Raw genomic sequence first — 11,665 nt, forward strand, 5'->3', positions numbered from 1 at the left:
AGGTATATTGTAACATATATTTTCATAACCGTATTATTCAATTTTCAAATATCACTTAGTTCGCAATAATTTCAAATTATTCTTAACTGCTCTTCTATGCTGCACCATTCTTTTTTTACTGGATATAAACAATATCTCTCTTGTCCTACAACATAATTTTCTACTGTTCCCCACTCTTCCCCATCTATAAATTTAACTTCTAAGTTATCTATATAATCTAGATGTTTAGATAGTATTCTCTTAATACCTTTATCAGCATTTTTATTGAACCTCTCTTTATCAAACCTATAAACTATCATTTTATCTCCCATTAATTTCAAATTCTCCTTAGAAAAAACTATACTGCATATTATCATCAGCTAATTTATACTTTTGCTCCTTAACTACCTTTATTTTGTGAACATCATCATAATAACCGCTTTGTATTTTTTCTAATATTTTTTTACTTTCTATAGTTTCTATGTTTTGTTGATGTACTGATATAAAATAATTCAACTCAATAATAGCTGCATAATCTTTATGATTTTTGTAAGTTTTCTCTCTTGCATATTTAATTATTTGCTTTGCCAATTCTAACAATTCTTTAATATTAATACTCATATTTCTTCTTGGATGCAATCTACATTTATTATTTCAGTAGCATTATCTGCTATCCATTTCCCTAAACTATCATAACTATCAAACTTTTTTTCTTTGCATTCTCCATTCCATCTTTCTATATATAGATAAGTTAACTCCATATTTTCACCTTTCCTTTACTTCTTCTAACGCTTTATTTACAGCTTCTTTAGCACTTAATCCTTTAAAATAATACTTAACTGCTTTTACTAAAGCTTTCTCTAAACTCTCTTCATCCATGATCCACCTCTAATAAATATTGGCGAAAGGAACTTAAAACATTCTATATTTGTAATCCCCACTACATTTAACAGCTTGTCCAAAGGTCCTTTCATTTAATATTTTTTATCTATGCAAATACTTTATTGTCTAAGTCTATAATTATTTTCTTGACCTTTAATTTCTACTATGAAATTTTTTGCCATTTCATAAATTCTACTTCCAATAGCTTCATCAAAATTCAACATTTCTTCAATCAAATATTCAGTTGAAACTATGATAGGTAATTTATTAATGTATCTATGGTTTATAATCTCAAACATTATGTTAATATCAGTTTCATTAACTTTTCCTTTGAATAAGTCATCTATAAGCAATATTTCTGCTAGTTGATATTTACCAACTAAACTTTTATAGTATTCTTTATCTAAAATATTTTGTTTTAACTTAGTAATAACATCTCGATATGGCATGTAAACAACTCTCTTGCCGTCTTTCTTTATAAAATTATTTGCTAAAGCTATACACAAATGAGTTTTTCCCGAACCTGGTTGTCCACAAAACATTATCGAATTATACTTTGTTTTTTCTATTTCCTTAAACCTTAAGTAGTAATTTGTTGCAGCATTCTTCATGTTTTTACTTAAATTACTCCAATTCTCATAAGTTGAAAATGTTTTATCTAAATCATCTGTCTTTAATCCCGATGCTTCCCATTGCTCTCTAACTTTCATAACCTCATAACACTTACATCTTTCTACTACTCTGCCTGTATTATCAAGTATCCAAGTTGTATCCTTACATAAATTGCAATTATATGAGTTCTTCGGCTCTTCTCCTATCTTCATCGCTAAGCTCTCCGAATTGGCTGTTTGTTTCGATGTTGAAGCTGCTCTTATTCTTTCCAGAACCCCATCTATTACCATGTTTCCCGTTACTATATTGTCCATTGCTTACAACCTCCTTTTGATTTAAATAACCTTCAAATTTTGTACCAAACAATGTTTCAGGTCTTAAATATTTTTGCATATCTGTATTGACCCACTCTTTAACTTTGTTATCAATAACTTTGATAAAATCATCTTCGGTAAATCCTTCATTTATTCTAGCCTTAATTAAATCTTTATTTTTCTTAGTTGTACTTCTATATCTTGTATCAGCTTTTTTATTTAAATAATCAATAACTCGACTATATATATTAATACTTGTATTATTAATACTTGTATTATTACATTGGACAGTTTTGTCCATAGGGGTATGGACAGTTTTGTCCATAGGAGTATGGACAGTTTTGTCCATAGGGGTGAGAATTTCACCATAATAACTATTAATGTATAGTCTTCTTTCTGTAACAACTTTATCTTCATATAAAATTTTAGAAATTATATAACCTCTATCAACTAATTCCTGAATATTACGTGAAATACTTTTTTTACTTACTTTGAATAGTTCTGCAAAGTGAGCATTAGTTGCCCAGCAATAACCTTCTTTATTAGATAATGCTGATATTTCTCCATATAATAACTTCGCTCTATCTGAAAGAATTTCATCATATCTTACATTTGCAGGAATTATTGAATAATAATTTGCCTCTTTCATTTTTTATCCTTTCTGATATAATATAAAATATCTTTTTGTGTTAGGACACACCTTTACTTTGGTCGGTGAGGTATGTCCATTTTCTTTTATCTCCTAAAATTCCATAAAACTTTTGTATGAATGTTATAAAATACAAATTCATCTGGAGTTGCTCTTTCAACTAAAAAGTCATTAGGATCCAACCCTTCATTTAATAAAAATTTCTTTTGTTCTCTTGTTAACTTTTTAAGTTTCTTCACTTTCTAAACTCCTTCTAATAATTCTAACTGTTTATATTCTTCTCTTAAGTGCTTTAAATTAATTTCAAATGCTTTCTTTGCTAGATTAGGTATATTCTCTTCTAAAACAAACCTTTCTAACTTAGATATCCTTTCATTTATAATATTTTTTCTTTCTGTTATCATTGATTGACTTATTGATTTAGTCACAACAATTCTCCTTTTAATAACAGTATTGTTTTTGAGATTTACAAATAAACTTATTCAACTCTTCACTAATAGCAATAGTCCTTTTATCACTTATTCCATACTTCTCAATAGCTTTATAAAGCTTTTCTCTTAATTCTTCCATAATTGCCTCCTAAACCTATTTATTATTAACTTATCTATTGCATATAAAATTGATACAATTATAATTATTAACAAAATAATAATTGATAATACTATTGGAATTACAAAGGTGCATATACCCCATATATTTAAGCCTTCCATAAATTCACTCCTTTAAACTTAGATTATGTTTTCTTATTATCACCCCTTCATCACATTTGAAAAATTCTACTGAATCTCCCTTTTTAAGATTTAGTATTTCTTTAATTTCCTTTGGTATAGGGACTCTCTTATAATCATCTAACTTTCTAACCAACCCTAAACTCTTCATACATTTTTTCTCCTTTTTTTGATAATATTTTTATGGTAAAATATTCTTGAAAGGGGGTGTATTTATGATTAAAAATTTTGATGAAATACCTAATATTGATAAAAAAGTATTCTGCACTCTATATAAAGAGTACTTAAGCAATGACAATAACTTATATATTGATAATTCAAATGATATTGTCGATAAATTTTTTCCAGAAATATCATCTGATAAAATGTCAGATATTTGTTGGAACCTAAAATCTAAAGACTTAATAGATTGCTATCCTGGTGATGATTTAGCTAATGAAATATCACTTACTAGTGATGCAATCGCCTTCATGGAACATAAATTTAAAAACAATACTACAAATATTATTAAATTCTTAACACAGTTAATTTAAATATTGAGTATACATTTACTTTTGCTTAACAATTTTTAAGCTTCTTCTTTTTTGTGTTGGAGTTATCATTTGTAAAATATCCATCAATTTCTCTTCATCAATCAAAATTGTTTTTGTTTCTTTATCAAATTTAAGTGCTGACTTGGGATTTATCCCTCCCATTCTCCAACTTAATGTTGCTATAATTTCTTCTGCTTCTTTTAAAATTAACTGCTCTTGAACTGGTACTTCTTGAGCAGCTCTTTCTAACGCATTAATGGCAACAACTAAAGCACCTATTACCGATGGTATTAATGTTTCTTCTTCTGCATCTTCACACCTATATGCTTTATATTTAATTAACATAGCCTTTAATATTTCTACTGATACTTCTACTACCTCATACTCTAAAATAGCTCCACATATTGGACAATATTTATACTCTTCTTTTAATTTTTCATTTTCACATCTTGGACATTTATTCATTCTTAATTCCTCCTAATAAATCACTAATATATAATTTTATAAACCTCTATATGTTTATCTTTATATTTCTTTGTTAAAGCTATCTTTTCTTTAAACGTTTTATACGGTATTACAGCACATACCATATTGCCTATCATTTATATCACCTCTTCAAAATTAATTTGATTATTTATTCTTATAATTTCTTCTTTTAAATAAAATGGAGGTTCATAAGCTTGTACAATTTCTTTAGCCTTTTCTAGATACTTTCTCTTTATAGCTTTATATTTCTTTACATTAAATTGCTCTTTTACATACTTCCAAATATTACTGTAAATTTTCCTAGATAACGATTTATCCTTATATGCTAAACTATCTTTACCACCTAAAACTTGAGTCCCTTTACTTTTGACTATAGCCACTAATTCATCTGGTTCATCACCTATAAGCGGTAAATCTTCTTTGAATGAATTTAAATCTTCTTTAAGCTCTATTACTTCTGCTTTAACCTCTTTGGCATATTTAAATTGAAGTTCTAGCATTTCTTCTGTAGTAAGCGGTTTAGCTTGTCCACTATTAACTTGCTCTCTCATATTAAAATATCCATCAACCAATTTATCGTACTGCTCCCAAGCAAAATCATCTTCTAGAATTTTAAGAAGTTTTGAATATCCTCTTTCTGATAGTAGGTAGATGTTATCACTTCTGTTTATTGCATTTTGAGTATAAATTCCGTGGTCAATCAAATTGACCTCGAATCCACTTCCTTTTAAATCCACAATGTCAATTCCATTTAAAAATCTATTCCTATTCATATTTATAGATTGATTAATAACCTTTAACTCTCTTACGTGTATATTAGCAATCTCTTTAGCTAACATTGCCTTCTTACCTTCTCCAAATCCACCTTCTATATTGTGAAATTTCATTCCATAAACATTTACTAATCCATTAACTTTTACATTTGGTTTTCTTGAACCGTGCTTTAAATTTTCCATTTGTTATCTCTCCTTTTTAAACTATTAAATTCAAACTCTTAGTTGTAATACTCTGGTATTCTCTTAACAAGTTTCGCAATTTCTCGTTTTCTTTTTCCAACCTCTCGGCTCTTTTTTCTAATTTTCTTCTTTCTATTGGTGAAAGAGGATTAGTATTACCTAATGATTCAATTTTTAATATTTCATCTATGTGATATCTTGGAGTTTGCAAGCCAGAAACTCTTGTTAATATCCCTAAAGATTCATATTTCTCAATAACTTTACTAGATGTAAAATCCCATCTTTTCGCTAAGCTTTGTCTACTTAACAATGTTTTTTCGTTATGTAAACTCACTATTATCCCCCTCCTAATCTACTACTAATTTTTACTCTATAAGAGTATTATTTAATATTTCATCTAAAGATATTCCTAACTCTTTTGATATATCAAAAGCAGTTTCTAAACTTGGTTTTTTTCTTCCACACTCAATATCACATATAAAACTTGGACTCTTAGAAATTTTCCTAGCTAAATCGCTCTTAGATAAATTAATCTCACTTCGTGCTCTCATCATTTCTTTTTTGAATTCTTCCAAATAAGTCATTTCTTCCTCCTTACTAACAATTACGCTTTACGAGTAATATTTTATTACGCTACAAGAGTATATTCAAGGTTCATTTTTTACGCTATCAGCCTAAATATTAAGAATAAACGAGATAATCTTCTATTCTCTTAAAATTTCTCTATTTTTCAAATAATTACGCTTTTAGTGAAGTTTTACACCAATAGCGTAATATAATATACTGATTAAAACAGGAGGTTTTGATATGAGTATAGGTGATAAAATTAGATTCTTAAGAAAACAAAATTCTTTTACACTAAAGGATTTACACACTAAAACTGGATTATCTATATCTTTTTTATCAGATATAGAAAATAAAAGGCGTAACCCAAGTATTGAAAACTTAAAATTACTAGCAGATACATTTGGTGTAACTGTAAATGAGCTAATTAGCGATAAATCAATTTCATTAGAAAATAAGACGAAAAAGAAAAGAGACTATTCTTTAAATGAAAAAGAACAAAAAAATATAGATGTAGAAGCACAAAAAATACTTGATGAATTATCAATGTCATTTTCTAAAAATAAAGATATATTAACAGATGAAGATTACTTTGCTATAGAAAATGCTTTGAAAATTACTCTTGAGTCCATAAAAATAAAAAATAAGAAGAAATTTACACCAAACAAATATAAATAAAAATAGCCAAGGGGATGAGAACTTGAGTATTTATAGATATATACAAAACGTTGCAGATAACGTTATAGATACTTATGATAGCGTAAGACCTTTAGATATAGTTAAAAACCTAAAAAGAGTTGAATTTAAAGTCTTACCTTTAACAAATTCAATAAATGGATTTTATAAATATATTTCACCAAATAGACAAATGATTGTTATAAACGAAAATCTATCAGAAGAAATGTTTAACTTTACTTTATTTCATGAATTAGCTCATTATTTTTTAGGACATAAAAATACACTACTTTTAAACTCTTCTTTTACATCTACGCTAAAAGAAGAGTTTCAAGCAGACCTATATGCTACATATATGTATTTACATTACATAGAAGCATATACCTCTTGCTCTTTAGAAGAAGTTTCTTTGCCTAAAAGAGTAAATGAATTAATACATTATTTTTATTAATTTTTTTATAATTTTATACGAACATACATTCTTGAAAAAGGAGATTTGCTATGGATTTTAATAAATATGAAATACCAAAAGAATATACAGATAAATTTAAAGTTACTGAAAGAGATAAAAGACAATTCAAAAAATTCTGGAATGATGAATTGATTTTGTTAAATAAAATGAATAATTTATCAAAAGATGATATAGAGATAATTCACAAATCAATCATTTCTATATTTTGGATTGCTAAGGGTATAAATAAAGAAAAGTTTACCCCATCAAAATATAAAAAAAATATTTATTCAGATTAATATTAGATAATAAATTTAGGGAGGGATTATTAAATGGATTATAACATTACTTATAGACAAAAAGATAAAGGTTGGCAATATATAATAAGTTATAAGGTCAACGGTAAGTGGAAACAAAAATCAAAGCAAGGGTTTAAGACAAAAAAAGAAGCTAAGCCAGCTGCTGAGTTAGCTGCAAGAGAATTACAAGATACCTTAAGTCTAAATCAAGAGTTTAAAAACTTAACATTTGAAGAATTTAAAGATATGTATATTTCTCATATAAGTTTATATATGCAAGAAAATACAATAAGATTATATAATATGGCATTAAAACATTTTGAACCATTATACAAATTAGAAATTACAAAAATAAACACAATCCATATACAAAATTGTTTAGATTCAATGGTAAAGCAAGGTTTATCATATGGTACTATTATAACTTACAAAAATAGAATAAATTCCATCTTTAATAGTGCTGTAAATAAATATAATATTATTCCAAAGTCCCCTGCTATTAATTTAGAAATTAAAACCTCTAAAGATCCAAACAAGAAAAAAGCATTAACAGAGTATGAATTAAAAGACCTAATAGATAAAACTGCTAATCTTAAATATAAAGTTATATTTTCTTTAGCTGGTATGTGTGGTCTTCGAATCGGTGAAATTCTTGGTTTAACATGGGATAAAATAGATTTCAATAGGAATACTATTAATATTAATATACAGTGGAAGAACATTCAAAATAATAAAGTCGGATTTGGAGAATTGAAATCAAAAAACTCATATAGAATAGTTCCTCTTCCTCCTAAAGCAAAGGAAATACTATTAGAATGGAGAAACTATTCTTATGAGAATTCAAGTGATAGAGTTGTTGTTTATAATTGTGTATCTGGATTAACTAATATGTTAAGAAACTATACTAAAAAAATAGGTTACAATTTATCAATACATGAATTTAGACACACATATGCAACAACATTAATTTCTAATGGTGTAGATTTCAAGACCGTTGCTAAACTTATGGGGCATGATATAGAACAAACTATGAAAACATATTCTCACGTTACAGATAATATGTTGAATAATGCAACTAATTTATTGACTAAAATTTTTTAAAAGTTTTTTTGACGATTCTTTTGACGTTTTATATTTTATCACTCTAAACCATTGATTTTAGCTATATTTTATATTTTTATATTATTTTCCCTTGCATAATAAAATAAATATTGCTGAGCCATACCTGATAACTCTCCAAATTTATCTCTTCCAAATACTCTTATTTTATTTAATGATACATCTGGTGCTAAATAGAAATGTATCATTGCTCTTTTTATCCAAACATCAACTGGGAAAGCTGATTTTTTAGCCATTGAGAAAAGCATTATACAATCTGCAACCTTAGCTCCAACCCCCATAAAGTTTTGAAGCGCCTTATGACATTCATCAGTTGGCAATGACTTTATATATTCTAAATCAAACTGTTGTAATTCTTCATTTAAAGTTCCATTATTTTTAGCTTCAATTGCAGCATTAACCTTTCCTATTGTATCTACTATGTATTTACTTCTAAAAGATGCTCCTGTTTCTTTTATTTCTTCTAATGTTGCTTCTTTTAATTGTTCTGGAGTTGGGAATGCATAATATATATTTCCTTTATACTCAATTTTATCTCCCCATCTTTCAGATATCTTTTTAATAGTCTTCATTATTGAAGGAATACTATTTCTTGCTGATATTATAAAGCTTATTAACATTTCAAAAGGATCTTGATTTAATATTCTTATACCATAACCAAACTCAACACTTTTTCTTAAAAGTTCATCTTTAGATAATTCTTCTTTTATTTCTCCATAATTAACTTCTAAATCAAAATATTGTTTCCATATTTCGTTAAAGTCTTTCATATTAGTATTAAGTATTGTTACTGTGCTTCCCTCTTGAATTACTTCTATAACTCTTCTATATGCAACAATTATGTAGTCTGTATCAGTCATTCTCTCCCATCTAAAACATTGACCACATTCTAATATTTGTTTTATATTAAAATCTTTCACATTTTCTAATATTATTGAATTTTCTTTTTCTATTATATTTGTATAGTTCATTTCACACCTCGTTACTATAATAAGTTTTAAATCTTATCATTTATATTTTTATTGTTTCTAAGTTCATATTTTTATATTCTAAAGATAAATATTATTAATTAATAAATTCTATCTATTATGCTATATTAAATAAATTTATTTTTCAATATATTTCAAAATACTATTATCCATATACATTTAATAAAAATTCACTTTAATATCATCATTTTATTAAATAAGCCGTTATAGTTAAAATACTAAAACTATAACGGCTTATTTAACAAATTTGATTACTATACTTTATATTATAATAATTCTTTTCTTTCCCTATCTATTAATTGAATAATAATCTTTATAATCTTCAATTAATTCCTGTAGAACTTCAGCTGATACTATCATCATTTTTGAACATCTTGTTTCACATTCATAATATTTTTCTTTTAAAGATATACAATCTAATGAATTCATTCTTCTATTAAATTCATATAAAAATTTAGAAGTCATTTCTCTAACATGTGGACTTTGGTGCCCTCTTTCTGTAGTGAACATTATCCCTAATGCTGCTATTGCTCCTGTTGCTGCACCACAAACACTTCCTATTGCCATTCCTCCACCAAAAGATGCCATTGTCATTAAAGTCTGCTTGGAAATATTTAAATCATAAACTTCATTAACTGCTACAAGCATACATTCTGCACAATTTAAATCATACTTTTTATCATAATATTTCATTGTAGTTTCTACTAACATTTAATTAATCTCTCCCTATAGTTCACATTTTCATTAGTTATATACCAATGGCACCTATCCTATAGCATTCCAATTGTTATTTCCTATATAAACAGGGTAAAGTCTTACAAAGACTAGCCATTAGATAAAGTTACATACTCATTTATAACATTAAAAACTTTCTTAAGTAACTGATCCATATTCTTGCCTCTTAAAAGGTTCATTTCGATTTCTATTCCACCAGTTAAAAATAACTTTATTTCTGAATCCATATCAAAATGCCCTGCTGTTTCTATTGCATAAGTAACTATTTTGCTATATGGAATCGCATAATATTCTGTTTTCTTACCAGTTATCCCTTGTTTATCACATATCAAAATCTTTTTATCTGTAAATAAGGCTGCATCTCTAACAGTCTTTACTGCAAATAGTGGTTGCTCATTTCTACTTACAAAATAAAGTAATGATTTTGGTATCTCTACTTCTCCATAAAAATTAAACACTCTTTTATTATTGTTAGTTTGATCTTCCATGTATTAACCCCACTCCTTTTACTATGCTAATATTTACATATCCTTTTATAAACCTTAGTACTTTATTATGATAATTATACCATAATACAATAAAGAGCAACTACCCGTCGATAGTTGCCCTTTAAAGTTAAATTAAAACGCTTATTTCCAATATATTATTTAAAATATACTATATCTTTTTAAATATATCATTAATTAATTTTAAAAATTTATAATTATCTTAATATCAATTAAGCATTATAGTTGTAGAATCCTCTTCCTGTTTTTCTACCTAACCATCCTGCTCTAACATACTTTCTTAAAGTACTACTAGCTCTATATTTAGTATCTCCAGTTTCATTATATAAAACATCCATAATAGCTAAACAAACATCTAATCCAATTAAATCCCCTAAAGCTAAAGGTCCCATTGGGTGATTTGCACCATATTTCATAGCTGTATCTATGTCTTCTACTGATGCAATTCCTTCTTGAAGAATAAATGAAGCTTCATTAATCATTGGAATAAGTATTCTATTAACTACAAATCCTGGAGCTTCTGCAACTTCTACTGGTTCTTTCCCAATTGCTAAAGATAATTCCTTAACAGCATCAAAAGTTTCTTGAGAAGTAGCCATACCTCTGATAATTTCAACAAGCTTCATTACTGGAGCTGGGTTAAAGAAATGCATTCCTATAACCTTTTCTGGTCTACTAGTTGCTGAAGCAACTTCTGTTATTGATAAAGAAGATGTATTTGAAGCTAAAATAGTTTCTGGCTTACAGATCTTATCTAACTCAGCAAATATTTCTTTCTTAATTTTCATGTTTTCAATTGCAGCTTCAACAACTAAATCACAATCTGCAGCTAAATTCATATCAGTAGTTCCTGAAATTCTAGATAAAACATCTTCCTTAGTTTCTTCAGTCATTTTTCCTTTAGCAACTAATTTAGATAAACTCTTATTAATTCCAGCAAGTCCTCTTTCAACAAACTCATCTTTTATATCTCTAACTATTACTTCATATCCCTTTTGAGCAAAAGCTTGAACTATTCCTGCACCCATAGTTCCTGCACCTAAAACAAAAATCTTTTCCATATCTAAACCTCTCCCCTTTTAACAGTGACAAGTGATAATTGGTAAATTACAAGTTGTTATATGACCATTTGATTACCATTTTATCTTGATTCTGTTATTATTTAATTCTCAAATTTTTTACACCATA

Annotated in this window: 22 protein-coding genes; 5 read left to right on the forward strand and 17 right to left on the reverse strand. The window is 27.1% G+C overall.

Translation table 11 applies throughout. The features are described 5' to 3' along the window. Positions 1-71: 71 nt before the first annotated feature. From ABUA17_RS06245 to ABUA17_RS06285, 9 genes are all read right to left on the reverse strand, one after another. The gene (locus tag ABUA17_RS06245) at positions 72-311 is read right to left on the reverse strand and encodes a hypothetical protein (protein ID WP_288218714.1); all 240 of its coding nucleotides are present in this window, start codon (positions 309-311) and stop codon (positions 72-74) included. 16 nt (positions 312-327) lie between these two features. Continuing rightward, entirely contained in the window at positions 328-618 is a 291-nt protein-coding gene (locus tag ABUA17_RS06250; protein WP_349824094.1) for a hypothetical protein, read from the reverse strand. Continuing rightward, complete coding sequence (locus ABUA17_RS06255) at positions 597-740, reverse strand: hypothetical protein (protein WP_349818000.1); 144 nt, start codon at positions 738-740, stop codon at positions 597-599. The genes ABUA17_RS06250 and ABUA17_RS06255 overlap by 22 nt, the downstream gene beginning before the upstream one ends. A 240-nt stretch (positions 741-980) precedes the next feature. Next, a complete protein-coding gene (locus ABUA17_RS06260) occupies positions 981-1,763 on the reverse strand; it encodes an ATP-binding protein (RefSeq protein WP_349818008.1) in 783 nt (260 codons plus the stop codon). After that, positions 1,651-2,436 carry a conserved phage C-terminal domain-containing protein gene (locus tag ABUA17_RS06265; protein WP_349818001.1) on the reverse strand — a complete coding sequence of 262 codons (786 nt, stop codon included), beginning with the start codon at positions 2,434-2,436 and terminating at the stop codon, positions 1,651-1,653. The genes ABUA17_RS06260 and ABUA17_RS06265 overlap by 113 nt, the downstream gene beginning before the upstream one ends. 86 nt (positions 2,437-2,522) lie before the next feature. Continuing rightward, complete coding sequence (locus ABUA17_RS06270; protein WP_288218719.1) at positions 2,523-2,675, reverse strand: DUF6906 family protein; 153 nt, start codon at positions 2,673-2,675, stop codon at positions 2,523-2,525. Between the two features lie 3 nt (positions 2,676-2,678). Continuing rightward, on the reverse strand, positions 2,679-2,864 hold the full coding sequence (locus tag ABUA17_RS06275) for a hypothetical protein (RefSeq protein ID WP_288218720.1): 186 nt from the start codon (positions 2,862-2,864) through the stop codon (positions 2,679-2,681). 13 nt (positions 2,865-2,877) lie between these two features. Further along, on the reverse strand, positions 2,878-3,006 hold the full coding sequence (locus ABUA17_RS06280; protein WP_349818002.1) for an aspartyl-phosphate phosphatase Spo0E family protein: 129 nt from the start codon (positions 3,004-3,006) through the stop codon (positions 2,878-2,880). A 144-nt stretch (positions 3,007-3,150) separates the two neighbouring features. Next, entirely contained in the window at positions 3,151-3,315 is a 165-nt protein-coding gene (locus tag ABUA17_RS06285) for an AbrB/MazE/SpoVT family DNA-binding domain-containing protein (protein WP_349818003.1), read from the reverse strand. Positions 3,316-3,379: 64 nt separating this feature from the next. On the opposite strand from ABUA17_RS06285, the gene ABUA17_RS06290 reads away from it, so the two are divergent. After that, entirely contained in the window at positions 3,380-3,697 is a 318-nt protein-coding gene (locus ABUA17_RS06290; RefSeq protein ID WP_349818004.1) for a hypothetical protein, read from the forward strand. 15 nt (positions 3,698-3,712) lie between these two features. Here the strand turns inward: ABUA17_RS06290 and ABUA17_RS06295 are convergent, their stop codons facing one another. From ABUA17_RS06295 to ABUA17_RS06310, 4 genes are all read right to left on the reverse strand, one after another. Next, entirely contained in the window at positions 3,713-4,162 is a 450-nt protein-coding gene (locus ABUA17_RS06295) for a zinc ribbon domain-containing protein (protein WP_349818005.1), read from the reverse strand. Positions 4,163-4,299: 137 nt separating this feature from the next. Next, positions 4,300-5,139 (reverse strand): ORF6C domain-containing protein, encoded by an 840-nt coding sequence (locus ABUA17_RS06300; RefSeq protein ID WP_349818006.1) that lies wholly within the window; start codon positions 5,137-5,139, stop codon positions 4,300-4,302. Positions 5,140-5,155: 16 nt separating this feature from the next. Beyond that, positions 5,156-5,473 (reverse strand): transcription factor, encoded by a 318-nt coding sequence (locus tag ABUA17_RS06305; RefSeq protein ID WP_243124863.1) that lies wholly within the window; start codon positions 5,471-5,473, stop codon positions 5,156-5,158. A 31-nt stretch (positions 5,474-5,504) separates the two neighbouring features. Then, a complete protein-coding gene (locus ABUA17_RS06310; protein WP_133015371.1) occupies positions 5,505-5,723 on the reverse strand; it encodes a helix-turn-helix transcriptional regulator in 219 nt (72 codons plus the stop codon). A 223-nt stretch (positions 5,724-5,946) separates the two neighbouring features. Between ABUA17_RS06310 and ABUA17_RS06315 the strand changes: the two genes are divergently transcribed. From ABUA17_RS06315 to ABUA17_RS06330, 4 genes are read left to right on the forward strand one after another with little or no spacing between them, the layout of a single operon-like run. Then, positions 5,947-6,381: a helix-turn-helix domain-containing protein gene (locus tag ABUA17_RS06315; RefSeq protein WP_133015372.1), complete on the forward strand. Its 435-nt coding sequence runs from the start codon at positions 5,947-5,949 to the stop codon at positions 6,379-6,381. Between the two features lie 22 nt (positions 6,382-6,403). Then, positions 6,404-6,829: an ImmA/IrrE family metallo-endopeptidase gene (locus ABUA17_RS06320; RefSeq protein ID WP_243124864.1), complete on the forward strand. Its 426-nt coding sequence runs from the start codon at positions 6,404-6,406 to the stop codon at positions 6,827-6,829. Between the two features lie 50 nt (positions 6,830-6,879). Next, complete coding sequence (locus tag ABUA17_RS06325; RefSeq protein ID WP_133015373.1) at positions 6,880-7,128, forward strand: hypothetical protein; 249 nt, start codon at positions 6,880-6,882, stop codon at positions 7,126-7,128. 33 nt (positions 7,129-7,161) lie between these two features. After that, positions 7,162-8,229: a site-specific integrase gene (locus ABUA17_RS06330; protein WP_133015374.1), complete on the forward strand. Its 1,068-nt coding sequence runs from the start codon at positions 7,162-7,164 to the stop codon at positions 8,227-8,229. A 68-nt stretch (positions 8,230-8,297) separates the two neighbouring features. Here the strand turns inward: ABUA17_RS06330 and ABUA17_RS06335 are convergent, their stop codons facing one another. The 4 genes from ABUA17_RS06335 to ABUA17_RS06350 form a co-directional block, all read right to left on the reverse strand. Further along, the gene (locus ABUA17_RS06335) at positions 8,298-9,218 is read right to left on the reverse strand and encodes a DNA-3-methyladenine glycosylase family protein (RefSeq protein WP_288160994.1); all 921 of its coding nucleotides are present in this window, start codon (positions 9,216-9,218) and stop codon (positions 8,298-8,300) included. Between the two features lie 306 nt (positions 9,219-9,524). After that, on the reverse strand, positions 9,525-9,947 hold the full coding sequence (locus tag ABUA17_RS06340) for a C-GCAxxG-C-C family (seleno)protein (RefSeq protein ID WP_042399180.1): 423 nt from the start codon (positions 9,945-9,947) through the stop codon (positions 9,525-9,527). 113 nt (positions 9,948-10,060) lie between these two features. Next, positions 10,061-10,459 carry a PH domain-containing protein gene (locus ABUA17_RS06345; protein WP_195951733.1) on the reverse strand — a complete coding sequence of 133 codons (399 nt, stop codon included), beginning with the start codon at positions 10,457-10,459 and terminating at the stop codon, positions 10,061-10,063. Between the two features lie 230 nt (positions 10,460-10,689). Further along, a complete protein-coding gene (locus ABUA17_RS06350) occupies positions 10,690-11,538 on the reverse strand; it encodes a 3-hydroxybutyryl-CoA dehydrogenase (RefSeq protein ID WP_055275590.1) in 849 nt (282 codons plus the stop codon). Between the last annotated feature and the right edge of the window lie 127 nt (positions 11,539-11,665).

Source organism: Clostridium sp. RTP31139st1_H3_RTP31139_211217, assembly GCF_040227035.1.
Lineage (GTDB): Bacteria > Bacillota > Clostridia > Clostridiales > Clostridiaceae > Clostridium > Clostridium saudiense.